Origin of the sequence: Enterobacter sp. JUb54, assembly GCF_014298075.1 — a bacterium.
Classification (GTDB): domain Bacteria; phylum Pseudomonadota; class Gammaproteobacteria; order Enterobacterales; family Enterobacteriaceae; genus Klebsiella; species Klebsiella lignicola.
Window position 1 is genome coordinate 4490874 of record NZ_CP060418.1, and the last position, 20164, is coordinate 4511037.

General features: G+C 51.5%; 35 protein-coding genes. 29 read left to right on the forward strand and 6 right to left on the reverse strand.

Going from position 1 to position 20164, the window contains the following annotated elements:
* Positions 1 to 11: 11 nt before the first annotated feature.
* From rplP to HF679_RS20780, 23 genes are all read left to right on the forward strand, one after another.
* Positions 12 to 422 (forward strand): 50S ribosomal protein L16, encoded by a 411-nt coding sequence (gene rplP / locus HF679_RS20670; RefSeq protein ID WP_002919759.1) that lies wholly within the window; start codon positions 12 to 14, stop codon positions 420 to 422.
* Positions 422 to 613, forward strand: coding sequence for a 50S ribosomal protein L29 (rpmC, locus tag HF679_RS20675; protein WP_123753634.1), 192 nt, complete (start codon positions 422 to 424; stop codon positions 611 to 613). Before rplP ends, rpmC begins: the two co-directional genes overlap by 1 nt.
* Positions 613 to 867: a 30S ribosomal protein S17 gene (rpsQ, locus tag HF679_RS20680; RefSeq protein ID WP_004868357.1), complete on the forward strand. Its 255-nt coding sequence runs from the start codon at positions 613 to 615 to the stop codon at positions 865 to 867. Before rpmC ends, rpsQ begins: the two co-directional genes overlap by 1 nt.
* A gap of 160 nt (positions 868 to 1027) precedes the next feature.
* A complete protein-coding gene (gene rplN / locus HF679_RS20685) occupies positions 1028 to 1399 on the forward strand; it encodes a 50S ribosomal protein L14 (RefSeq protein ID WP_004160583.1) in 372 nt (123 codons plus the stop codon).
* 10 nt (positions 1400 to 1409) lie between these two features.
* On the forward strand, positions 1410 to 1724 hold the full coding sequence (rplX, locus tag HF679_RS20690) for a 50S ribosomal protein L24 (protein WP_041142967.1): 315 nt from the start codon (positions 1410 to 1412) through the stop codon (positions 1722 to 1724).
* Positions 1725 to 1738: 14 nt separating this feature from the next.
* Entirely contained in the window at positions 1739 to 2278 is a 540-nt protein-coding gene (gene rplE / locus HF679_RS20695) for a 50S ribosomal protein L5 (protein ID WP_041142966.1), read from the forward strand.
* A gap of 14 nt (positions 2279 to 2292) precedes the next feature.
* The gene (rpsN, locus tag HF679_RS20700; RefSeq protein WP_002919667.1) at positions 2293 to 2598 is read left to right on the forward strand and encodes a 30S ribosomal protein S14; all 306 of its coding nucleotides are present in this window, start codon (positions 2293 to 2295) and stop codon (positions 2596 to 2598) included.
* Between the two features lie 33 nt (positions 2599 to 2631).
* Positions 2632 to 3024 carry a 30S ribosomal protein S8 gene (gene rpsH / locus HF679_RS20705; RefSeq protein WP_004106343.1) on the forward strand — a complete coding sequence of 131 codons (393 nt, stop codon included), beginning with the start codon at positions 2632 to 2634 and terminating at the stop codon, positions 3022 to 3024.
* Positions 3025 to 3036: 12 nt separating this feature from the next.
* Positions 3037 to 3570, forward strand: coding sequence for a 50S ribosomal protein L6 (gene rplF / locus HF679_RS20710; protein ID WP_123753633.1), 534 nt, complete (start codon positions 3037 to 3039; stop codon positions 3568 to 3570).
* 9 nt (positions 3571 to 3579) lie between these two features.
* Complete coding sequence (gene rplR / locus HF679_RS20715; RefSeq protein WP_000358960.1) at positions 3580 to 3933, forward strand: 50S ribosomal protein L18; 354 nt, start codon at positions 3580 to 3582, stop codon at positions 3931 to 3933.
* 14 nt (positions 3934 to 3947) lie between these two features.
* Positions 3948 to 4451, forward strand: a complete 504-nt coding sequence (gene rpsE / locus HF679_RS20720; protein WP_004106339.1) for a 30S ribosomal protein S5 — start codon at positions 3948 to 3950, stop codon at positions 4449 to 4451.
* A 3-nt stretch (positions 4452 to 4454) separates the two neighbouring features.
* On the forward strand, positions 4455 to 4634 hold the full coding sequence (gene rpmD, locus HF679_RS20725) for a 50S ribosomal protein L30 (protein WP_001140434.1): 180 nt from the start codon (positions 4455 to 4457) through the stop codon (positions 4632 to 4634).
* Between the two features lie 3 nt (positions 4635 to 4637).
* Positions 4638 to 5072: a 50S ribosomal protein L15 gene (gene rplO / locus HF679_RS20730; protein WP_123753632.1), complete on the forward strand. Its 435-nt coding sequence runs from the start codon at positions 4638 to 4640 to the stop codon at positions 5070 to 5072.
* Between the two features lie 7 nt (positions 5073 to 5079).
* Positions 5080 to 6411, forward strand: a complete 1332-nt coding sequence (gene secY, locus HF679_RS20735; RefSeq protein WP_041142963.1) for a preprotein translocase subunit SecY — start codon at positions 5080 to 5082, stop codon at positions 6409 to 6411.
* 31 nt (positions 6412 to 6442) lie between these two features.
* On the forward strand, positions 6443 to 6559 hold the full coding sequence (rpmJ, locus tag HF679_RS20740) for a 50S ribosomal protein L36 (RefSeq protein ID WP_000868187.1): 117 nt from the start codon (positions 6443 to 6445) through the stop codon (positions 6557 to 6559).
* 146 nt (positions 6560 to 6705) lie between these two features.
* A complete protein-coding gene (rpsM, locus tag HF679_RS20745; RefSeq protein ID WP_123753631.1) occupies positions 6706 to 7062 on the forward strand; it encodes a 30S ribosomal protein S13 in 357 nt (118 codons plus the stop codon).
* Positions 7063 to 7078: 16 nt separating this feature from the next.
* Positions 7079 to 7468, forward strand: a complete 390-nt coding sequence (rpsK, locus tag HF679_RS20750; RefSeq protein WP_004138423.1) for a 30S ribosomal protein S11 — start codon at positions 7079 to 7081, stop codon at positions 7466 to 7468.
* A 33-nt stretch (positions 7469 to 7501) separates the two neighbouring features.
* Positions 7502 to 8122 carry a 30S ribosomal protein S4 gene (gene rpsD, locus HF679_RS20755; protein WP_004868345.1) on the forward strand — a complete coding sequence of 207 codons (621 nt, stop codon included), beginning with the start codon at positions 7502 to 7504 and terminating at the stop codon, positions 8120 to 8122.
* A gap of 25 nt (positions 8123 to 8147) precedes the next feature.
* Positions 8148 to 9137 carry a DNA-directed RNA polymerase subunit alpha gene (locus tag HF679_RS20760; protein WP_002919219.1) on the forward strand — a complete coding sequence of 330 codons (990 nt, stop codon included), beginning with the start codon at positions 8148 to 8150 and terminating at the stop codon, positions 9135 to 9137.
* 40 nt (positions 9138 to 9177) lie between these two features.
* The gene (rplQ, locus tag HF679_RS20765) at positions 9178 to 9564 is read left to right on the forward strand and encodes a 50S ribosomal protein L17 (RefSeq protein WP_004868344.1); all 387 of its coding nucleotides are present in this window, start codon (positions 9178 to 9180) and stop codon (positions 9562 to 9564) included.
* Between the two features lie 107 nt (positions 9565 to 9671).
* Positions 9672 to 10040, forward strand: coding sequence for a DUF1992 domain-containing protein (locus tag HF679_RS20770; RefSeq protein WP_123753630.1), 369 nt, complete (start codon positions 9672 to 9674; stop codon positions 10038 to 10040).
* A gap of 2 nt (positions 10041 to 10042) precedes the next feature.
* Positions 10043 to 10465, forward strand: a complete 423-nt coding sequence (gene zntR, locus HF679_RS20775; RefSeq protein WP_123753629.1) for a Zn(2+)-responsive transcriptional regulator — start codon at positions 10043 to 10045, stop codon at positions 10463 to 10465.
* A 57-nt stretch (positions 10466 to 10522) separates the two neighbouring features.
* Positions 10523 to 10738, forward strand: a complete 216-nt coding sequence (locus tag HF679_RS20780; protein ID WP_123753628.1) for an alternative ribosome-rescue factor A — start codon at positions 10523 to 10525, stop codon at positions 10736 to 10738.
* Here HF679_RS20780 and mscL read toward each other — a convergent pair whose 3' ends face one another.
* The 5 genes from mscL to def form a co-directional block, all read right to left on the reverse strand.
* Positions 10739 to 11152: a large-conductance mechanosensitive channel protein MscL gene (mscL, locus tag HF679_RS20785; RefSeq protein WP_123753627.1), complete on the reverse strand. Its 414-nt coding sequence runs from the start codon at positions 11150 to 11152 to the stop codon at positions 10739 to 10741.
* Positions 11153 to 11295: 143 nt separating this feature from the next.
* The gene (trkA, locus tag HF679_RS20790; RefSeq protein WP_123753626.1) at positions 11296 to 12672 is read right to left on the reverse strand and encodes a Trk system potassium transporter TrkA; all 1377 of its coding nucleotides are present in this window, start codon (positions 12670 to 12672) and stop codon (positions 11296 to 11298) included.
* A 13-nt stretch (positions 12673 to 12685) separates the two neighbouring features.
* Positions 12686 to 13981 (reverse strand): 16S rRNA (cytosine(967)-C(5))-methyltransferase RsmB, encoded by a 1296-nt coding sequence (gene rsmB, locus HF679_RS20795; protein WP_123753625.1) that lies wholly within the window; start codon positions 13979 to 13981, stop codon positions 12686 to 12688.
* A gap of 51 nt (positions 13982 to 14032) precedes the next feature.
* Positions 14033 to 14980, reverse strand: a complete 948-nt coding sequence (fmt, locus tag HF679_RS20800) for a methionyl-tRNA formyltransferase (protein ID WP_187042351.1) — start codon at positions 14978 to 14980, stop codon at positions 14033 to 14035.
* 14 nt (positions 14981 to 14994) lie between these two features.
* The gene (gene def, locus HF679_RS20805) at positions 14995 to 15504 is read right to left on the reverse strand and encodes a peptide deformylase (RefSeq protein ID WP_123753623.1); all 510 of its coding nucleotides are present in this window, start codon (positions 15502 to 15504) and stop codon (positions 14995 to 14997) included.
* Positions 15505 to 15632: 128 nt separating this feature from the next.
* Here def and dprA point away from each other — a divergent pair, with 128 nt between their 5' ends.
* Genes dprA through HF679_RS20835 form a run of 6 tightly spaced genes read left to right on the forward strand, consistent with a single transcriptional unit; the run spans position 15633 to position 19424 of the window.
* Positions 15633 to 16757 (forward strand): DNA-protecting protein DprA, encoded by a 1125-nt coding sequence (gene dprA / locus HF679_RS20810; RefSeq protein ID WP_123753622.1) that lies wholly within the window; start codon positions 15633 to 15635, stop codon positions 16755 to 16757.
* Positions 16729 to 17202 carry a DUF494 family protein Smg gene (smg, locus tag HF679_RS20815; RefSeq protein WP_123753621.1) on the forward strand — a complete coding sequence of 158 codons (474 nt, stop codon included), beginning with the start codon at positions 16729 to 16731 and terminating at the stop codon, positions 17200 to 17202. The genes dprA and smg overlap by 29 nt, the downstream gene beginning before the upstream one ends.
* Positions 17203 to 17228: 26 nt before the next feature.
* Positions 17229 to 17771: a type I DNA topoisomerase gene (locus HF679_RS20820; protein ID WP_123753620.1), complete on the forward strand. Its 543-nt coding sequence runs from the start codon at positions 17229 to 17231 to the stop codon at positions 17769 to 17771.
* A gap of 4 nt (positions 17772 to 17775) precedes the next feature.
* Positions 17776 to 18348: an L-threonylcarbamoyladenylate synthase type 1 TsaC gene (gene tsaC, locus HF679_RS20825; protein WP_123753619.1), complete on the forward strand. Its 573-nt coding sequence runs from the start codon at positions 17776 to 17778 to the stop codon at positions 18346 to 18348.
* A gap of 3 nt (positions 18349 to 18351) precedes the next feature.
* The gene (aroE, locus tag HF679_RS20830; RefSeq protein WP_187042352.1) at positions 18352 to 19170 is read left to right on the forward strand and encodes a shikimate dehydrogenase; all 819 of its coding nucleotides are present in this window, start codon (positions 18352 to 18354) and stop codon (positions 19168 to 19170) included.
* Positions 19167 to 19424, forward strand: a complete 258-nt coding sequence (locus tag HF679_RS20835) for a DUF1488 domain-containing protein (protein WP_123753617.1) — start codon at positions 19167 to 19169, stop codon at positions 19422 to 19424. The genes aroE and HF679_RS20835 overlap by 4 nt, the downstream gene beginning before the upstream one ends.
* Here HF679_RS20835 and HF679_RS20840 read toward each other — a convergent pair.
* The gene (locus HF679_RS20840) at positions 19400 to 19954 is read right to left on the reverse strand and encodes a gamma carbonic anhydrase family protein (RefSeq protein ID WP_123753638.1); all 555 of its coding nucleotides are present in this window, start codon (positions 19952 to 19954) and stop codon (positions 19400 to 19402) included. The two genes, HF679_RS20835 and HF679_RS20840, sit on opposite strands and share 25 nt — an antisense overlap.
* Positions 19955 to 20164: the final 210 nt, after the last annotated feature.

Here is a 20164-nt window from a genome sequence, read left to right on the forward strand (position 1 = left end):
GAGCGTCGCTGATGTTACAACCAAAGCGTACAAAATTCCGTAAAGTGCACAAAGGCCGCAACCGTGGTCTGGCGCAGGGTACGGATGTTAGCTTCGGCACTTTCGGTCTGAAAGCTGTTGGCCGTGGTCGTCTGACTGCACGTCAGATCGAAGCAGCACGTCGTGCTATGACCCGTGCAGTTAAGCGTCAAGGTAAGATCTGGATCCGTGTATTCCCGGACAAACCGATCACCGAGAAGCCGCTGGAAGTTCGTATGGGTAAAGGTAAAGGTAACGTGGAGTATTGGGTTGCCTTGATTCAGCCGGGTAAAGTCCTGTATGAAATGGACGGTGTTCCGGAAGAGCTGGCCCGTGAAGCCTTCGGCCTGGCAGCAGCGAAACTGCCTATCAAAACCACCTTTGTAACTAAGACGGTGATGTAATGAAAGCAAAAGAGCTGCGTGAAAAAAGCGTTGAAGAGCTGAACGCTGAGCTGCTGAACCTGCTGCGTGAGCAGTTCAACCTGCGTATGCAGGCTGCAAGTGGCCAGCTGCAACAGACTCACCTGCTGAAGCAAGTGCGTCGTGATGTTGCGCGCGTTAAGACTTTACTGACTGAGAAGGCGGATGCGTAATGACCGATAAAATCCGTACTCTGCAAGGTCGTGTTGTTAGCAATAAAATGGAGAAGTCCATCGTTGTTGCTATCGAACGTTTTGTGAAACACCCGATCTACGGTAAATTCATCAAGCGTACGACCAAACTGCACGTACATGACGAGAACAACGAATGCGGTATCGGTGACGTGGTCGAAATCCACGAATGCCGTCCGCTGTCCAAGACTAAGTCCTGGACGCTGGTTCGCGTTGTAGAGAAAGCAGTTCTGTAATAGAGCTGTGTTCTCAACGGATAAACGGCTCAGCGATGAGCCGTTTATTTTTTCTACCCATATCCGATTTCCGGTGTTATAATGCCGCGCCCTCGATATGGGGATATTTATTGGCCCGATTTTGGGTCTCAGTAGTAGTTGACATTAGCGGAGCACTAAAATGATCCAAGAACAGACTATGCTGAACGTCGCCGACAACTCCGGTGCACGTCGCGTAATGTGTATCAAGGTTCTGGGTGGCTCGCACCGTCGCTACGCAGGCGTAGGCGACATCATCAAGATCACCATCAAAGAAGCAATTCCGCGTGGTAAGGTCAAAAAGGGTGATGTGCTGAAGGCGGTAGTGGTGCGCACCAGGAAGGGTGTTCGTCGCCCGGACGGTTCTGTCATTCGCTTTGATGGTAATGCATGCGTTATTCTGAACAATAACAGCGAGCAGCCCATCGGTACGCGTATTTTTGGGCCGGTAACTCGTGAGCTTCGTACCGAGAAGTTCATGAAAATTATCTCTCTGGCACCAGAAGTACTCTAAGGAGCGAATCATGGCAGCGAAAATCCGTCGTGATGACGAAGTTATCGTGTTAACCGGTAAAGATAAAGGTAAACGCGGTAAAGTTAAGAATGTCTTGTCTTCCGGCAAGCTCATTGTTGAAGGTATCAACCTGGTTAAGAAACATCAGAAGCCGGTTCCGGCCCTGAACCAACCAGGTGGCATCGTTGAAAAAGAAGCTGCAATTCAGGTTTCTAACGTTGCACTCTTCAATGCGGCAACCGGCAAGGCTGACCGTGTAGGCTTTAGATTCGAAGACGGCAAAAAAGTCCGTTTCTTCAAATCTAACAGCGAAACTATCAAGTAATTTGGAGTAGTACGATGGCGAAACTGCATGATTACTACAAAGACGAAGTAGTTGGTAAACTCATGACTGAGTTTAACTACAATTCTGTCATGCAAGTCCCTCGGGTCGAGAAGATCACCCTGAACATGGGTGTTGGTGAAGCGATCGCTGACAAGAAACTGCTGGATAATGCAGCAGCAGATCTGACAGCAATCTCCGGTCAAAAGCCGTTGATCACCAAAGCACGCAAATCAGTTGCAGGCTTCAAAATCCGTCAGGGCTATCCGATCGGCTGTAAAGTAACCCTGCGTGGCGAACGCATGTGGGAGTTCTTTGAGCGCCTGATCACTATTGCTGTACCGCGTATCCGTGACTTCCGTGGCCTGTCCGCTAAGTCATTCGATGGTCGTGGTAACTACAGCATGGGTGTCCGTGAGCAGATCATCTTCCCAGAAATCGACTACGATAAAGTCGACCGCGTTCGTGGTTTGGATATTACCATTACCACTACTGCGAAATCTGATGAAGAAGGCCGCGCTCTGCTGGCTGCCTTTGACTTCCCGTTCCGCAAGTAAGGTAGGGTTACTTAATGGCTAAGCAATCAATGAAAGCACGCGAAGTAAAGCGCGTGGCTTTAGCTGATAAATTCTTCGCTAAACGCGCTGAACTGAAAGCTATCATCTCTGATGTGAACGCAACCGACGAAGATCGTTGGAATGCTGTTCTCAAGCTGCAGACTCTGCCGCGTGATTCCAGCCCGTCTCGTCAGCGTAACCGCTGCCGTCAAACAGGTCGTCCGCATGGTTTCCTGCGGAAGTTCGGGTTGAGCCGTATTAAGGTCCGTGAAGCCGCTATGCGCGGTGAAATCCCGGGTCTGAAAAAGGCTAGCTGGTAATTGTCACCAATTGAATCACGGGAGTAAAGACAGATGAGCATGCAAGATCCGATCGCGGATATGCTGACCCGTATCCGTAACGGTCAGGCCGCGAATAAAGCTGCGGTCACCATGCCTTCCTCCAAGCTGAAAGTGGCAATTGCCAACGTGCTGAAGGAAGAAGGCTTTATTGAAGATTTTAAAGTTGAAGGCGACATCAAGCCGGAACTGGAACTGACTCTTAAGTATTTCCAGGGTAAAGCTGTTGTAGAAAGCATTCAGCGTGTCAGCCGCCCAGGTCTGCGCATCTACAAACGTAAAGATGAGCTGCCGAAAGTTATGGCGGGTCTGGGTATCGCGGTTATTTCTACCTCTAAAGGTGTTATGACTGATCGTGCAGCGCGCCAGGCTGGTCTTGGTGGCGAAATTATCTGCTACGTAGCCTAATCGGAGGAAAAAATGTCTCGTGTTGCTAAAGCACCGGTCGTTGTTCCTGCCGGCGTTGATGTAAAAATCGACGGTCAGGTTATTACGATCAAAGGTAAGAATGGCGAGCTGACTCGTACTCTCAACGATGCTGTTGAAGTTAAACATGCAGATAATGCACTGACTTTCGGTCCGCGTGATGGTTTCGCAGACGGTTGGGCTCAGGCTGGTACCGCGCGTGCCCTGCTTAACTCAGTAGTTATCGGTGTTACCGAAGGCTTCACTAAAAAGCTTCAGCTGGTTGGTGTAGGTTATCGTGCAGCGGTCAAAGGGGATGTAGTAAACCTGGCTTTAGGTTTCTCTCACCCAGTTGAGCATAAGCTGCCGGCCGGTATCACTGCAGAATGTCCGACTCAAACTGAAATCGTGCTGAAAGGCGCTGATAAGCAGGTGATCGGCCAGGTTGCAGCAGATCTGCGCGCCTACCGTCGTCCTGAGCCTTACAAAGGCAAGGGTGTTCGTTACGCCGACGAAGTCGTGCGTACCAAAGAGGCTAAGAAGAAGTAAGGTAACACTATGGATAAGAAATCTGCTCGTATCCGTCGTGCGACCCGCGCACGCCGCAAGCTCCAGGAGCTGGGTGCAACTCGCCTGGTGGTACATCGTACCCCGCGTCATATTTACGCACAGGTAATTGCACCGAACGGTTCTGAAGTTCTGGTAGCTGCTTCTACTGTAGAAAAAGCTATCGCTGAACAATTGAAGTACACCGGTAACAAAGACGCGGCTGCAGCTGTGGGTAAAGCTGTTGCTGAACGCGCTCTGGAAAAAGGCATCAAAGATGTTTCCTTTGACCGTTCCGGGTTCCAATATCATGGTCGTGTCCAGGCACTGGCAGATGCTGCCCGTGAAGCTGGCCTTCAGTTCTAAGGTAGAGGTGTAAGATGGCTCACATCGAAAAACAAGCTGGCGAACTGCAGGAAAAGCTGATCGCGGTTAACCGCGTATCTAAAACCGTTAAAGGTGGTCGTATTTTCTCCTTCACAGCTCTGACTGTTGTTGGTGATGGTAATGGCCGCGTAGGTTTTGGTTACGGTAAAGCGCGTGAAGTTCCAGCAGCGATCCAGAAAGCGATGGAAAAAGCCCGTCGCAATATGATTAACGTCGCGCTGAACCACGGCACCCTGCAGCACCCGGTTAAAGGTGTTCACACGGGTTCTCGTGTATTCATGCAGCCAGCTTCCGAAGGTACCGGTATCATCGCCGGTGGTGCAATGCGCGCCGTTCTGGAAGTTGCTGGAGTTCATAACGTTCTGGCCAAAGCATATGGTTCCACCAACCCGATCAACGTGGTTCGTGCAACTATTGATGGCCTGGAAAATATGAATTCTCCAGAAATGGTCGCTGCCAAGCGTGGTAAATCCGTTGAAGAAATTCTGGGGAAATAAACCATGGCAAAGACTATTAAAATTACTCAAACCCGCAGTGCAATCGGTCGTCTGCCGAAACACAAGGCAACGCTGCTTGGCCTGGGTCTGCGTCGTATTGGTCACACCGTAGAGCGCGAGGATACTCCTGCTGTTCGTGGTATGGTCAACGCGGTTTCCTTCATGGTTAAAGTTGAGGAGTAAGAGATGCGTTTAAATACTCTGTCTCCGGCCGAAGGCTCCAAAAAGGCGGGTAAACGCCTGGGTCGTGGTATCGGTTCTGGCCTCGGTAAAACCGGTGGTCGTGGTCACAAAGGTCAGAACTCTCGTTCTGGCGGTGGCGTACGTCGCGGTTTCGAGGGTGGTCAGATGCCACTGTACCGTCGTCTGCCGAAATTCGGCTTCACTTCTCGTAAAGCAATGATCACTGCAGAAGTTCGTCTGTCTGATCTGGCTCACGTAGAAGGCGATGTAGTCGACCTGAACACGCTGAAAGCGGCTAATATTATCGGTATCCAGATCGAGTTCGCGAAAGTGATCCTGTCTGGCGAGGTAGCTCGTCCGGTAACTATTCGTGGCCTGCGTGTGACTAAAGGTGCTCGTGCTGCTATCGAAGCTGCTGGCGGTAAAATTGAGGAATAAGTAGCAGATGGCTAAGCAACCGGGATTAGATTTTCAAAGTGCCAAAGGTGGACTTGGCGAACTGAAACGCAGACTTTTGTTTGTTATCGGTGCGCTGATTGTATTCCGTATTGGTTCTTTTATTCCGATCCCTGGTATTGATGCCGCTGTACTTGCCAAACTGCTTGAGCAACAGCGAGGCACCATCATTGAAATGTTCAACATGTTCTCTGGTGGTGCTCTCAGCCGTGCTTCTATCTTTGCTTTGGGTATCATGCCGTACATTTCGGCATCGATTATTGTCCAGCTGCTGACCGTTGTTTACCAACCGCTAGCAGAGATGAAGAAAGAAGGGGAGTCTGGTCGTCGTAAGATCAGCCAGTACACCCGCTACGGTACCCTGGTGTTGGCGATATTCCAGTCGATCGGTATTGCTACCGGTCTGCCGAATATGCCTGGTATGCAAGGCCTGGTAATGAATCCAGGCTTTGCATTCTACTTCACCGCTGTTGTCAGTCTGGTCACAGGAACCATGTTCCTGATGTGGCTCGGCGAACAGATTACTGAACGTGGTATCGGTAACGGTATCTCGATCATTATCTTCGCTGGTATCGTTGCGGGTCTCCCGCCAGCCATCGCCCATACTATCGAGCAAGCGCGTCAAGGCGACCTGCACTTCCTCCTGTTGCTATTGGTTGCAGTATTAGTATTTGCCGTGACATTCTTTGTTGTATTCGTAGAACGTGGTCAACGCCGCATTGTGGTGAACTACGCGAAGCGTCAGCAAGGTCGTCGTGTCTATGCTGCACAGAGCACACATTTACCGTTGAAAGTGAATATGGCGGGCGTAATCCCGGCAATCTTCGCTTCCAGCATTATTCTGTTCCCAGCAACCATCGCGTCATGGTTCGGGGGCGGAACCGGTTGGAACTGGCTGACAACAATTTCGCTGTATTTGCAGCCTGGGCAACCGCTTTATGTGTTACTCTATGCGTCTGCGATCATCTTCTTCTGTTTCTTCTACACGGCGTTGGTTTTCAACCCGCGTGAAACAGCAGATAACCTGAAGAAGTCCGGTGCATTTGTACCAGGAATTCGTCCGGGAGAGCAAACGGCGAAGTATATCGATAAAGTAATGACTCGTCTGACTTTGGTTGGTGCGCTGTACATTACCTTTATCTGCCTGATCCCGGAGTTCATGCGTGATGCAATGAAAGTGCCGTTCTACTTCGGTGGAACCTCGCTGCTTATTGTTGTCGTTGTGATTATGGACTTTATGGCTCAAGTGCAAACTCTGATGATGTCAAGTCAGTACGAGTCTGCATTGAAGAAGGCGAATCTGAAAGGCTACGGCCGCTAACAGACCGCCCGAGAAGTTACGGAGAGTAAAAATGAAAGTTCGTGCTTCCGTCAAGAAATTATGCCGTAACTGCAAAATCGTTAAGCGTGATGGTGTCATCCGTGTGATTTGCAGTGCCGAGCCAAAGCATAAACAGCGCCAAGGCTGATTTTTTCGCATATTTTTCTTGCAAAGTTGGATTGAGCTGGCTAGATTAGCCAGCCAATCTTTTGTATGTCTGTACGTTTCCATTTGAGTATCCTGAAAACGGGCTTTTCAGCATGGTGCGTACATATTAAATAGTAGGAGTGCATAGTGGCCCGTATAGCAGGCATTAACATTCCTGATCAAAAACATACCGTAATCGCATTAACTGCAATTTTCGGTATCGGCAAGACCCGCTCTAAAGCCATCTGTGCTGACACGGGTATCGCTGAAAATGTTAAGATCAGTGAGCTGTCTGAAGAACAAATTGAAGCCCTGCGTGAAGCAGTAGGCAAATTTGTCGTTGAAGGTGATCTGCGCCGTGAAATCACCCTGAGCATCAAGCGTCTGATGGACCTTGGTTGCTATCGTGGTTTACGCCATCGTCGTGGTCTTCCGGTTCGCGGTCAGCGTACTAAGACCAACGCACGTACCCGTAAGGGTCCGCGTAAACCGATCAAGAAATAATCGGGGTGATTGAATAATGGCAAAGGCACCAGTTCGTGCACGTAAGCGTGTAAGAAAACAAGTCTCTGATGGCGTGGCTCATGTCCATGCTTCTTTTAACAACACCATCGTTACCATCACTGATCGTCAGGGTAACGCACTGGGTTGGGCAACAGCCGGTGGTTCCGGTTTCCGTGGTTCACGCAAATCCACTCCGTTTGCAGCTCAGGTTGCAGCAGAGCGTTGCGCTGAAGCCGTAAAAGAATACGGCATCAAGAATCTGGAAGTTATGGTCAAAGGTCCGGGTCCAGGTCGCGAATCTACTATTCGTGCACTGAACGCCGCTGGTTTCCGCATCACTAATATTACTGATGTGACTCCGATCCCTCATAACGGTTGTCGTCCGCCGAAAAAACGTCGCGTATAACGCGCTCGTTTCTAGGATTGTTGGAGAAAGAAAATGGCAAGATATTTGGGTCCTAAGCTCAAGCTGAGCCGTCGTGAGGGCACAGACCTGTTCCTTAAGTCTGGCGTTCGCGCGATCGATACCAAGTGTAAAATTGAACAAGCTCCTGGCCAGCACGGTGCGCGTAAACCGCGTCTGTCTGACTATGGTGTGCAGTTGCGTGAAAAGCAAAAAGTTCGCCGTATGTACGGTGTGCTGGAGCGTCAGTTCCGTAACTACTATAAAGAAGCAGCACGTCTGAAAGGCAACACCGGTGAAAACCTGTTGGCTCTGCTGGAAGGTCGTCTGGACAACGTTGTATACCGTATGGGCTTCGGCGCGACTCGTGCTGAATCACGTCAGCTGGTTAGCCACAAAGCTATCATGGTAAACGGTCGTGTTGTTAACATTGCTTCTTATCAGGTTAAAGCGAACGACGTTGTTAGCATTCGTGAGAAAGCGAAAAAGCAATCTCGCGTGAAAGCCGCTCTGGAGCTGGCTGAGCAGCGTGAAAAGCCAACCTGGCTGGAAGTTGATGCTGGCAAGATGGAAGGTACGTTCAAGCGTCAGCCGGAACGTTCTGATCTGTCTGCGGACATTAACGAACACCTGATCGTCGAGCTTTACTCCAAGTAAAGCTTAGTACCAAAGAGAGGACACAATGCAGGGTTCTGTGACAGAGTTTCTAAAACCGCGCCTGGTCGATATCGAGCAAGTGAGTTCGACGCACGCCAAGGTGACCCTTGAGCCTTTAGAGCGTGGCTTTGGCCATACTCTGGGTAACGCACTGCGCCGTATTCTGCTCTCATCGATGCCGGGTTGCGCGGTGACCGAGGTTGAGATTGATGGTGTACTGCACGAGTACAGCACCAAAGAAGGCGTTCAGGAAGATATCCTTGAAATCCTGCTCAACCTGAAAGGGCTTGCGGTGAGAGTTCAGGGTAAAGATGAAGTCATCCTTACTTTGAATAAATCTGGCATTGGCCCTGTGACCGCAGCCGACATTACCCATGACGGTGATGTCGAAATCGTCAAGCCGCAACATGTGATCTGCCACCTGACCGATGAGAACGCAGCTATTAGCATGCGTATCAAAGTTCAGCGCGGTCGTGGTTATGTGCCGGCTTCTGCCCGAATTCATTCGGAAGAAGATGAGCGCCCAATCGGCCGTCTGCTGGTCGACGCATGCTACAGCCCAGTAGAGCGTATTGCCTACAATGTTGAAGCAGCGCGTGTAGAACAGCGTACCGACCTGGACAAGCTGGTCATCGAAATGGAAACCAACGGCACAATCGATCCTGAAGAGGCGATTCGTCGTGCGGCAACCATCCTGGCAGAACAACTTGAAGCTTTCGTTGACTTACGTGATGTACGTCAGCCGGAAGTTAAAGAAGAGAAACCAGAATTCGATCCGATCCTGCTGCGCCCTGTTGACGATCTCGAATTGACTGTCCGCTCTGCTAACTGCCTCAAGGCAGAAGCTATCCACTATATCGGTGATCTGGTACAGCGTACCGAGGTTGAGTTGCTGAAAACGCCGAACCTGGGTAAAAAATCTCTTACTGAGATTAAAGACGTGCTGGCTTCACGTGGTCTGTCTCTGGGCATGCGCCTGGAAAACTGGCCACCGGCAAGCATTGCTGACGAGTAACCGGATCACAGGTTAAGGTTTTACTGAGAAGGATAAGGTCATGCGCCATCGTAAGAGTGGTCGTCAACTGAACCGCAACAGCAGCCATCGCCAGGCTATGTTCCGTAACATGGCTGGTTCGCTGGTTCGTCATGAAATCATCAAGACGACCCTGCCGAAAGCGAAAGAACTGCGTCGCGTAGTTGAGCCGCTGATTACTCTTGCCAAGACTGATAGCGTTGCTAATCGTCGTCTGGCATTCGCCCGTACTCGTGATAACGAGATCGTGGCAAAACTGTTTAACGAGCTGGGCCCGCGTTTTGCGAGCCGCGCCGGTGGTTACACTCGCATTCTGAAGTGTGGCTTCCGTGCAGGCGACAACGCGCCGATGGCATACATCGAGCTGGTTGATCGTGCTGAGCTGAAAGCAGAAGCTGCTGCAGAGTAATCTGTAGTAACGTAAAAGAACCCGCCTCGGCGGGTTTTTTTATATCCTCGTTATGCTAGCTTCACTACAATAGCTGTATTCTTTTTGTTCATCCCCGGAGCCGTATGATGTGGTTACTGGATCAGTGGGCAGAACGCCATATCCTTGACGCCCAGCGCAAAGGCGAGTTCGACGACCTACCCGGCCGTGGAGAACCGCTGACGCTAGACGACGATCTGCATGTCCCACCTGAACTGCGGGCCGGCTATCGGCTACTCAAAAACGCCGGTTGTCTGCCACCAGAACTTGAGCAACGTCGGGAAGCTGTTGTCCTGACTGATTTGCTTAAAACTGTCCGCCCTGATGACCCACAACACGCTGAGCTGAGCCGTCAGCTTGCATTGCTTGAACTAAAGCTTCGCCAGGCTGGACTGAGTACTGATTTTTTGCGGGGTGAATATGCGGACAGGCTACATAACAAAATTGATAAGGAGTAAGCATGTACCGTATTGGTGAACTCGCGAAACTGGCGGATGTGACTCCCGATACCATTCGCTACTATGAAAAGCAGCATATGATGGCTCACGATGTCCGGACCGAGGGTGGTTTTCGGCTGTATACCGAGAAAGATCTTCAACGTTTACGTTTTATTCGCTATGCCCGCCAGTTAGGCTTCACTCTGGAAGCGATCCGCGAATTATTGTCGATCCGCGTCGATCCTGAGCATCACACTTGCCAGGAATCTAAAGGCATCGTGCTGGCTCGTTTGGGTGAAGTGGAAGCACGCATTAAAGAACTGCAATCGATGCGCCGTTCTCTGCAACGACTCAATGACGCCTGTTGCGGGAGTGCACATAGCAGCGTGTACTGCTCGATTCTTGAGGCGCTTGAACAAGGAGCAAGTAGCACGACCGGACGTTGATTTTCTCAGCGCGCGGATCTACACTCGCGACGATCTTATCCACTATCAGGAGTAATTATGAGCCGCTATCAACATACCAAAGGGCAAATTAAAGACAATGCCATTGAGGCGTTACTGCACGACCCATTATTCAGGCAACGGATTGAAAAAAGTAAGAAGGGGAAAGGTAGTTATCAACGTAAAGACAAACATGCAGGGCGGAATGACCGGGAGGCCAGTGGCAAAAGAGTGATTCACTTTTTTACCACTGGCCTTCTGCTTTCTGTCGCTTGATTAAGAGCGGTTATTTTGCTCTTTCAACAGATCGCGAATTTCACTTAACAATACTTCTTCTTTCGACGGAGCCGGCGGTGCAGCCGGAGCTTCTTCTTTTTTGCGATTCAGGTTATTCATCAGTTTGATTGCCATGAAAATGGCAAAAGCCACGATCACAAAATCGAAGACATTCTGGATAAACACCCCGTAATGCATCACGACGGCAGGGATATCACCCTGTGCATCGCGCAACGTGACAGCAAAGGATTTAAAATCAATACCGCCAATCAGAAGTCCTAGCGGTGGCATAATAATATCGGCAACCAGCGACGACACAATTTTACCAAATGCCGCACCAATGATGACACCCACTGCTAAATCAACAACATTCCCGCGCATCGCGAAGTCGCGAAACTCTTTTAAAATGCTCATTTTATTCTCCTTGAACCAGCCAACTTAATAAGTTTATCAAATGTATTCCTGTTTGCCATTACTGTTGAATAATTGCTAAAAAATATTAGCCATTAATAAGTATAGGGTAATTAAAGCGGGCATCGTATTGTCGCCCGCAGTTATTACAGGAAGAACGGACTTGGCTGGAACAGGCGTTCGACGTCGGAGATAAATTTTTTGTCGGTCAGGAACATAATGACGTGGTCACCCTGTTCAATGCGCAGGTTATTATTGGCGATCATGACATCATTGCCACGGACCACGGCGCCAATGATCGTGCCTGGGGGCAGTTTGATCTCATCGATCGAACGACCAACCACCCGGGAGGTACTTTCATCGCCATGGGCGACAGCTTCGATGGCCTCAGCTACACCGCGGCGTAGTGATGATACGCCAACGATATCCGCTTTACGCACATGGCTGAGCAGGGCAGAAATGGTGGCCTGTTGCGGAGATATCGCAATGTCGATCACGCTACCTTGCACCAGATCGACGTACGCTTTCCGCTGGATCAACACCATCACTTTTTTAGCGCCCATCCGTTTGGCCAGCATGGCGGACATGATATTCGCTTCGTCATCGTTGGTAACGGCAATGAAAAGATCAACCTGATCAATATGCTCTTCTGCCAGCAGTTCCTGATCGGAGGCATCGCCATAAAAGACGATCGTATTCTGCAATTTCTCGGCAAGTTCAGCGGCACGTTGTTGATCGCGTTCGATGAGTTTTACGCTGTAATCTTTTTCCAGACGGTGGGCGAGACCTGCCCCGATGTTGCCACCACCAACCAGCATGATCCGTTTGTAGGGTTTCTCCAGCCGCTGCAGTTCACTCATTACCGCGCGGATATGTTGGGATGCGGCGATAAAGAACACCTCATCGCCGGCTTCAACAATCGTTGAACCCTGGGGGCGAATAGGTCTGTCATGACGGAAAATAGCCGCGACGCGCGTGTCGATATGTGGCATGTGCTCACGCATGGTTGAGAGCGCATTACCGACCAGCGGACCGCCGTAGTAGGCTTTCACGACCGCCAGGCTGACTTTCCCTTCTGCAAAGTTGACGACCTGCAGCGCCCCAGGATACTCAATAAGGCGGTAGATACTGTCTATCACTAACTGCTCAGGCGCGATCAGATGGTCAATGGGTACCGCTTCTGAGTGGAATAGTTTTTCGGCATCACGGACGTAATCCGGCGAGCGGATACGGGCAATACGATTGGGAGTATTAAAGAGCGAATAGGCAACCTGGCAGGCTACCATATTGGTCTCATCTGAACTCGTCACCGCAACCAGCATGTCGGCATCATCGGCGCCGGCTTCACGTAATACCCGAGGGTGGGAACCATGCCCCTGGACAACGCGAAGGTCGAATTTATCCTGCAGACCGCGCAGGCGATCCCCGTTGGTATCGACTAAGGTGATGTCGTTGTTCTCTCCGACGAGGTTTTCCGCGAGAGTTCCGCCTACCTGACCGGCGCCCAGAATAATAATCTTCATCAGCAGTGATCCATTATTTCCGATGTTTGATCAGCTTAGCGTAAAAGAACCCATCACCGTCTTCAGCACCAGGCAAATTTTGCACGCCGGGCTGCTCGGGGGTACCGGTAATGCTGAGTTCGGCATCCGCGGTACGCTTCAGGAACGCCGCAATCTGCTGGCTATTCTCTTCCGGGAGGATTGAACAGGTTGCATAGACCAGCGTGCCGCCGGGTTTCAGATGTGACCAGATAGCATCCAGAATTTCTGACTGCAGTTGGGCCAGTTCAGCAATATCGCGATCGCGACGTAACCATTTAATATCCGGATGGCGACGGATGACGCCGGTGGCCGAACAGGGGGCATCAAGCAGAATGCGGTCGAACTTTTCATCCTCGCACCACTGGGCCGGATAGCGGCCATCGCCCTGTTTGACCTGAGCCTTCATGCCGAGTCGCTTCAGGTTATCGTAGACGCGGGACAGACGCTGCTCGTCAATATCAACGGCCAGTACGTTAGCCTGCGGTGCGACTTCGAGAATATGCGTCGTTTTACCGCCAGGGGCTGCGCACAGATCCAGGATTCTCTCGCCGTTTTCCGGAGTTAAATAGCGCATGCAGCCCTGGGCCGAAGCATCCTGAACGGTGACCCAGCCCTGGTCAAATCCTGGTAATACATGGACGGGAGCCGGCGTTGCCAGGCGAACTGCATCAGGGTAATCATGATGAGTGAACCCCTGTAATCCGACCTCTTCCAGTAATTTCAGCCACTCATCGCGCGAGTGGTGATTGCGGTTTACACGCAGCCACATAGGCGGGCGCTGGTTATTCGCTTCGGCGATGGCTTGCCATTGCTGTGGCCAGGATTTTTTCAGGCGGTTAAGCAACCAGGCAGGGTGGAGAAAGCGGCTCTCGCCTTGGGCAAATTCGGCCAGCAGGGTTTCCTGTTGACGCTGAAACTGGCGCAACACGCCGTTGATAAGCCCTTTCAGCTGCGGACGTTTGATCGCTACCGCACCTTCAACGGTCTCTGCTAGCGCAGCATGAGCCGGAATGCGGGTATAGAGCAGCTGATAAAACCCGACCATAATTAAATAGTGAATAGTGCGCTGTTTGCCCGTCATCGGGCGCGCCATCAGCTTGTTAACCAGCCACTCCAGCTGGCTCAGCGTGCGCAGTACGCCAAAGCACAACTCTTGCAGCAGTGCTTTATCCTTTTCCCCAACCTTCTGCTGTAACGCTGGCAGAACGTTGCTCAATGACTGGCCTTGCTCGACAACCTGCTCAACGGCCTGTGCCGCCAGACTGCGTAAATTAAGATTTTTTTTCATAACCGCAAAATAAAAATGCCCGGTAAATCCGGGCTTTAGAAGTGATTACCGTCAGGAGAGACGGTTACCGGGGGTAAACCATTCCCGGCGAGAATTTAGCAGATCCTGGGCGCTCATCGCTTTTTTACCTGCAGGTTGCAGCGATTCCAGATTCAGGATTCCGTTGCCTGTTGCGACCTGGATGCCTTGCTTACCGGCGGCCACGATGGTGCCAGGTTCAGCGCTACTGGTTTCAGCAATCACCGATGCCTGCCAGACTTTCACCGGCTGCTCGTCAATTTCAAGCCAGCTCATCGGCCACGGATTGAAGGCACGAATGCAGCGTTCGAGCTGGGCTGCGGAAAGCGACCAGTCAATACGGGCTTCTTCTTTACTGAGCTTCTCAGCGTAAGTGACGACGGCTTCGTCCTGTACTTCCGGCTGAGTGGTGCCGTTTGCCAGCTGGGTTAATGTTTCCAGTAACCCCTGTGGACCGAGATCCGCCAGCTTGTCATACAGGCTGGCACTGGTATCCTGCGCCGTGATCGGGCAGGAGAGCTTGAACAGCATGTCTCCGGTATCCAGACCAACATCCATCTGCATGATGGTCACGCCGGTTTCCGCGTCACCCGCCCAGAGCGAACGCTGGATCGGTGCTGCCCCACGCCAGCGTGGCAACAACGAGCCATGTACGTTGATACAACCCAGGCGCGGCATATCCAGAACCGCTTTAGGCAGAATCAATCCGTAGGCCACGACAACCATGACATCGGCGTTCAGCGACGCAACCAACTGCTGATTTTCCTGCGGGCGCAAGGATACAGGCTGGAATACCGGCAGGTTATGGCTTTCAGCGAGGGCTTTTACCGGCCCCGGCATCAGCTTTTTGCCGCGACCAGCAGGGCGATCCGGCTGGGTAAATACGCCAACAACCTGGTGCTCAGACGACAACAGCGCATCAAGATGACGCGCTGCAAAATCGGGAGTTCCCGCAAAAATGATTCGTAGTGATTGTGACACGTTAGTCCTTGTCCTCAGGCACGCGTACGCAAACGATCCAGTTTTTCAACTTTCTGACGGATACGCTGTTGTTTGAGCGGCGACAGATAATCGATAAACAGCTTGCCTACCAGGTGATCCATTTCATGTTGGATGCAGATAGCCAGCAGACCATCAGCCTCCAGTTCGAACGACTTACCTTCGCGATCTAATGCGCGAATTTTCACGGTTTCGGCACGTGGAACCAGCGCGCGTTGTTCCGGGATCGACAGGCAACCCTCTTCGATACCCGTTTCACCGTCCTTTTCCAGCAGCTCAGGGTTGATTAACACCAGCTGCTGTTCGCGGTTCTCAGAAACATCAATGACGATAATTCGCTGATGGACATCCACCTGAGTGGCGGCCAGGCCAATACCTTCTTCCGCGTACATCGTCTCGAACATATCATCGACGATACGCTGAATTTCCGCATTCACTTCTTTTACCGGTTCAGCGACTTTGCGAAGGCGCTCGTCCGGGATATGTAACACTTGCAAAACTGCCATAAAGATCCAGAGTCGTATTCAGGAGTGGATAAGATTATTAGCTCTATTCTAGACAAAACCCCCTGTAATTGACAGTCTCGCTCTCCAATCACAAGGATTGTCAAAGCCACTTATGGCAGGGGATAAGGATGGCGCCTACAGAGATTTGGTTGCGCCTGATGAAGGTGAACAACCTTTATGGTGACAGCATGATGAGGGCAGCCCGGAAACTGTGTGCCGCCCCTGTGCTTGATAGTGAAGCTCTCGGTGCCTGTGGATTGAGTGGCGCGCAGGCTGGGCAATTTATGTCCTTGAGCCAGCAACAGCTTGATTCTGCATTATTGTGGCTGGAACAGTCCGGGCACCATTTGCTGATGGCAGACCATCCACACTACCCACCGCAGCTACGTGCGATCGTTGATTATCCTGGCGCGCTTTTCGTCTGTGGGGATTTACCCCTTCTTAGTAGCGTTCAACTGGCGATTGTTGGTAGTCGCGCACATTCCTGGTATGGCGCGCGTTGGGGGCGGCAGTTCAGTGAACTTCTGGCATCTTATGGCATCACGATTACCAGCGGTCTGGCTCTCGGCATTGATGGCGTCGCTCATCGCGGTGCGCTGGAAGCACCAGGGAAGACCATTGGCGTACTCGGCAATGGATTAGAAGAGATTTATCCACGTCGGCATCGTGCACTGGCAACACAAATCGTGGAGAGCGGTGGCGCGCTGTTGTCCGAATTCCCTCTTGCTGCGGCTCCGCTGCCTGGGAATTTCCCTCGTCGCAACCGGATCATCAGCGGGCTTAGTGTCGGCGTTGTGGTGATTGAGGCCGCGTTGAGAAGTGGCTCCCTGGTAACCGTTCGCTGCGCATTAGAGCAGGGGAGAGAAGTTTTTGCGCTACCCGGGCCGGTGGGTAATCCCGGCTCAGAAGGGCCGCACTGGTTAATTAAGCAAGGGGCCATCCCTGTAACGTCAGCGGAAGATATCATTGAATACTGCCGGCAGGAGCTACAATGGTTCCCTGATATGCCTGACAATATAAATAATTGCGTAGATCGGCCTCCCATGGCATTGCCATTTCCAGAGCTCCTGGCTAACGTAGGAGATGAGGTAACACCTGTTGACGTTGTCGCTGAACGTGCCGGCCAATCTGTGCCAGTGACCGTAGCTCAGCTACTTGAACTGGAGTTAGCAGGCTGGATCGCAGCTGTACCCGGCGGCTATGTCCGATTAAGGAGGGCAAGCCATGTTCGACGTACTCATGTATTTGTTTGAGACTTACATCCAAAACGAAGCAGAAATGCGCGTGGACCAGGACAAACTGACCCGTGATCTGACTGATGCAGGTTTTGATCGGGAAGATATCTATAACGCGCTGATGTGGCTCGAGAAACTGGCTGATTATCAGGAAGGTCTCGTTGAACCCATGCAGCTTGCGTCAGACCCGCTCTCTCTGCGGATTTACACCGAAGAAGAGTGCTTACGTCTGGATGCCAGTTGCCGAGGATTTTTGTTATTCCTCGAGCAGATTCAGGTGTTGAACCTCGAAACACGAGAAATGGTGATAGAGCGCGTATTAGCGCTGGATACGGCAGAGTTCGATCTGGAAGACCTGAAATGGGTGATCCTGATGGTGCTGTTTAACATTCCAGGCTGTGAAAATGCCTATCAACAAATGGAAGAATTACTCTTCGAAGTAAATGAAGGTATGCTGCATTAATCTTTTTGCAGCAACATCGAGTTGTTATGACCAAATCAGCACTGTTTTCGGTGCGTAAAAATGAGCCCTGCCCACAGTGTGGGGCTGAACTGGTAATTCGCTCCGGGAAACACGGGCCGTTTCTCGGCTGCTCACACTATCCGGACTGTGACTATGTCCGTCCCCTGAAAAACCAGGCGGACGGGCATATCGTAAAAGTGCTGGAGGGACAGGAGTGTCCGTCTTGTGGCGCTGTTATGGTGTTACGCCAGGGGCGCTTCGGGATGTTTATTGGCTGCAGCCGTTATCCGGAATGCGAACATACCGAAACTATCGATAAACCCGACGAAACCGCGATTGCCTGCCCGCAGTGTGGACAGGGGCAGCTGGTTCAGCGTCGCTCTCGTTTCGGCAAAACATTCCATTCCTGCGATCGTTACCCCGATTGCCAGTTCGTTATCAACTTCAAACCGGTAGCGGGTGAATGCCCTGAATGCCACTATCCGCTATTAATCGAAAAGAAAACGGCACAGGGCGTAAAATGCTTTTGTGCCAGTAAGCAATGTGGAAAGCCGATCCCGGCGGAATAAATCAGTGAATAATAACCTGCACTCAGAAACCGTCGCCCATGCCGTGGCGGTTCTACATAATGAACATGTCATCGCCTATCCGACAGAAGCCGTTTTTGGTGTTGGTTGCGACCCTGACAGCGAAACGGCTGTAATGCGTCTGCTGGATCTCAAACAGCGTCCCGTCGATAAAGGTCTTATTTTGATCGCCGCGAACTTTGAGCAACTGAAACCTTATATTGATGATTCACAGCTCAATGACGAACAGCGTGCGGCGATTAACGCCTGCTGGCCAGGACCCGTAACCTTTGTTTTTCCTGCTAATGCTTCAACACCCCGCTGGTTAACCGGCCGCTTTGATTCTCTGGCCGTGCGTGTTAGTGATCATCCGCTGGTGATAGCGCTGTGCGAGGCTTATGGAAAACCGTTGGTCTCAACCAGTGCCAATTTGTCCGGCCAGCCGCCTTGCCGCACCACGGCAGAAGTTCTGGCGCAGTTTGGCGCTGATTTCCCGGTAGTTGATGGTCCGACAGGCGGCCGTCAAAACCCGTCTGAAATTCGCGATGCCCTGACGGGTGAACGCTTTCGCCAGGGGTAAATAATGGAAACCTATGCAGTCTTCGGAAATCCGATAGCCCACAGCAAGTCCCCTTCTATTCACCAGCGTTTTGCGCAGCAGCTGCAGATTGCTCACCCGTATGGCCGTATCCTGGCGCCGACAGACGGTTTTATAAACACTCTGAATACTTTCTTTGCTGAAGGTGGGAAAGGGGCGAATATTACCGTACCGTTCAAGGAAGAAGCGTTTGCCCGTGCGGATGAGCTCACTGAACGCGCGGCGTTAGCCGGGGCAGTGAATACCCTGAAGCGACTAGAGGACGGGCGTTTGTTGGGGGATAACACTGACGGGATTGGGCTGTTGAGCGATCTGGAGCGGCTAGGATTCATTAAGCCAGGTTATCGGGTATTGCTTATCGGCGCGGGTGGCGCCTCGCGCGGTGTTCTACTGCCGCTTCTGTCACTGGATTGTGCGGTGACGATTGTTAACCGCACCTTCGCACGTGCCCAGGAACTGGCAACTCTGTTCGCACACACCGGCAGTATTTGTGCTCTCGAGATGGAATCGCTGGCTGGACATGAGTTCGACCTCATTATTAATGCGACCTCCAGCGGCATCAGCGGTGAGGTGCCGGCAATACCATCTTCATTAATAAATGCCCAGGTCCACTGCTATGACATGTTTTACCAGAAAGGCAGCACGCCGTTTCTGTGCTGGTGCCAGAAACATGGCGCTAAAATGTATGCCGATGGTTTAGGGATGCTGGTGGCACAGGCTGCTCACGCGGTACTGCTCTGGCATGGCGTTCTACCGGAAATTGCACCGGTTATCCAGGAACTGGATCAGGAACTGAACGCGTGAATCAGGCGATCCAGTTTCCCGACAGGGAAGAGTGGGATAGTGACCGACAATGTGTCACCTTCCCGGCCCTGGTACAGGGGTTCCAGCTCACTTGTGCAATCCGCGGCGCGACATTAAAGCAGCGCTTTGGTGGTGATGAGCCAGGGCAGTGGCTGGACGCGTTCCGTGAGCATCGTTGGGATCTGGAAGAAGAAGCTGACGAATTGATCCGCGGCCAGCAGGAAGACGATCAAGGCTGGGTCTGGTTTTCCTGATCCAGATAATCGTTTTTCCATTTCACATAGTTGTTGGCTGAATACAGAAGACCAGCCCGCTCCGCCTCCGTCAGGGGGCGAATTTGTTTTACCGGGTTACCAAAATAGAGATAGCCGCTTTCCAGACGTTTATTTTGCGGTACCAGACTACCGGCACCAATCATCACGTCATCTTCTATAACGACGCCATCCAGCAAAATTGAACCCATCCCGACCAGGACTCGATTGCCAATAGTGCAGCCATGCAGCATCACCTTGTGACCAACGGTGACATCTTCGCCGATGAGTAGCGGGTTCCCCTGCGGGTTATAGGATGATTTATGGGTGACGTGCAGGACGCTCCCGTCCTGAATGTTCGTGCGGGCGCCGATTTCCACATAGTTAACATCCCCACGGATGGCGACCAGTGGCCAGATGCTGACATCGTCAGCCATTCGGACATCGCCGATCGCCACGCTGGTCGCATCGATCATGACGCGCAGGCCGGTTTGCGGGAACAAATCTTTATACGGACGTAAGTTGGCGGACATGATTACCTCAATAAACCAGGGTTGTATAAAGACTTTGGTGGCTTTTAAGGCCATCTGCAACCCTTTATTGTGGTAAAAACTGAGCGAATTGGGCAATAACACCGCGAAAAGGGCGAAAAACCATCACTTGGAAAAAAAGATCGATAAAAGGCTTGTGCAAAAAAATGGGATCCCTATAATGCGCTCCCACTGACACGGCAAATGTGAACA

Bases quoted from the DNA above. Each gene is read 5' to 3' on its own strand.
- HF679_RS20840 (WP_123753638.1), bottom strand. From the start codon at position 19,954: ATGTCCGCCAACTTACGTCCGTATAAAGATTTGTTCCCGCAAACCGGC.
- trkA (WP_123753626.1), bottom strand. From the start codon at position 12,672: ATGAAGATTATTATTCTGGGCGCCGGTCAGGTAGGCGGAACTCTCGCG.
- secY (WP_041142963.1), top strand. From the start codon at position 5,080: ATGGCTAAGCAACCGGGATTAGATTTTCAAAGTGCCAAAGGTGGACTT.
- smg (WP_123753621.1), top strand. From the start codon at position 16,729: ATGTTCGACGTACTCATGTATTTGTTTGAGACTTACATCCAAAACGAA.
- HF679_RS20780 (WP_123753628.1), top strand. From the start codon at position 10,523: ATGAGCCGCTATCAACATACCAAAGGGCAAATTAAAGACAATGCCATT.
- rpmJ (WP_000868187.1), top strand. From the start codon at position 6,443: ATGAAAGTTCGTGCTTCCGTCAAGAAATTATGCCGTAACTGCAAAATC.
- def (WP_123753623.1), bottom strand. From the start codon at position 15,504: ATGGCAGTTTTGCAAGTGTTACATATCCCGGACGAGCGCCTTCGCAAA.
- rpsN (WP_002919667.1), top strand. From the start codon at position 2,293: ATGGCTAAGCAATCAATGAAAGCACGCGAAGTAAAGCGCGTGGCTTTA.
- rplR (WP_000358960.1), top strand. From the start codon at position 3,580: ATGGATAAGAAATCTGCTCGTATCCGTCGTGCGACCCGCGCACGCCGC.
- rplF (WP_123753633.1), top strand. From the start codon at position 3,037: ATGTCTCGTGTTGCTAAAGCACCGGTCGTTGTTCCTGCCGGCGTTGAT.
- aroE (WP_187042352.1), top strand. From the start codon at position 18,352: ATGGAAACCTATGCAGTCTTCGGAAATCCGATAGCCCACAGCAAGTCC.
- rplN (WP_004160583.1), top strand. From the start codon at position 1,028: ATGATCCAAGAACAGACTATGCTGAACGTCGCCGACAACTCCGGTGCA.
- HF679_RS20820 (WP_123753620.1), top strand. From the start codon at position 17,229: ATGACCAAATCAGCACTGTTTTCGGTGCGTAAAAATGAGCCCTGCCCA.
- dprA (WP_123753622.1), top strand. From the start codon at position 15,633: ATGGCGCCTACAGAGATTTGGTTGCGCCTGATGAAGGTGAACAACCTT.
- mscL (WP_123753627.1), bottom strand. From the start codon at position 11,152: ATGAGCATTTTAAAAGAGTTTCGCGACTTCGCGATGCGCGGGAATGTT.
- rplQ (WP_004868344.1), top strand. From the start codon at position 9,178: ATGCGCCATCGTAAGAGTGGTCGTCAACTGAACCGCAACAGCAGCCAT.
- rsmB (WP_123753625.1), bottom strand. From the start codon at position 13,981: ATGAAAAAAAATCTTAATTTACGCAGTCTGGCGGCACAGGCCGTTGAG.
- zntR (WP_123753629.1), top strand. From the start codon at position 10,043: ATGTACCGTATTGGTGAACTCGCGAAACTGGCGGATGTGACTCCCGAT.
- rplO (WP_123753632.1), top strand. From the start codon at position 4,638: ATGCGTTTAAATACTCTGTCTCCGGCCGAAGGCTCCAAAAAGGCGGGT.
- rpsK (WP_004138423.1), top strand. From the start codon at position 7,079: ATGGCAAAGGCACCAGTTCGTGCACGTAAGCGTGTAAGAAAACAAGTC.
- rplE (WP_041142966.1), top strand. From the start codon at position 1,739: ATGGCGAAACTGCATGATTACTACAAAGACGAAGTAGTTGGTAAACTC.
- HF679_RS20770 (WP_123753630.1), top strand. From the start codon at position 9,672: ATGTGGTTACTGGATCAGTGGGCAGAACGCCATATCCTTGACGCCCAG.
- rplX (WP_041142967.1), top strand. From the start codon at position 1,410: ATGGCAGCGAAAATCCGTCGTGATGACGAAGTTATCGTGTTAACCGGT.
- rpsQ (WP_004868357.1), top strand. From the start codon at position 613: ATGACCGATAAAATCCGTACTCTGCAAGGTCGTGTTGTTAGCAATAAA.
- HF679_RS20760 (WP_002919219.1), top strand. From the start codon at position 8,148: ATGCAGGGTTCTGTGACAGAGTTTCTAAAACCGCGCCTGGTCGATATC.
- rpsE (WP_004106339.1), top strand. From the start codon at position 3,948: ATGGCTCACATCGAAAAACAAGCTGGCGAACTGCAGGAAAAGCTGATC.
- rpmC (WP_123753634.1), top strand. From the start codon at position 422: ATGAAAGCAAAAGAGCTGCGTGAAAAAAGCGTTGAAGAGCTGAACGCT.
- rpsD (WP_004868345.1), top strand. From the start codon at position 7,502: ATGGCAAGATATTTGGGTCCTAAGCTCAAGCTGAGCCGTCGTGAGGGC.
- rpmD (WP_001140434.1), top strand. From the start codon at position 4,455: ATGGCAAAGACTATTAAAATTACTCAAACCCGCAGTGCAATCGGTCGT.
- rplP (WP_002919759.1), top strand. From the start codon at position 12: ATGTTACAACCAAAGCGTACAAAATTCCGTAAAGTGCACAAAGGCCGC.
- rpsH (WP_004106343.1), top strand. From the start codon at position 2,632: ATGAGCATGCAAGATCCGATCGCGGATATGCTGACCCGTATCCGTAAC.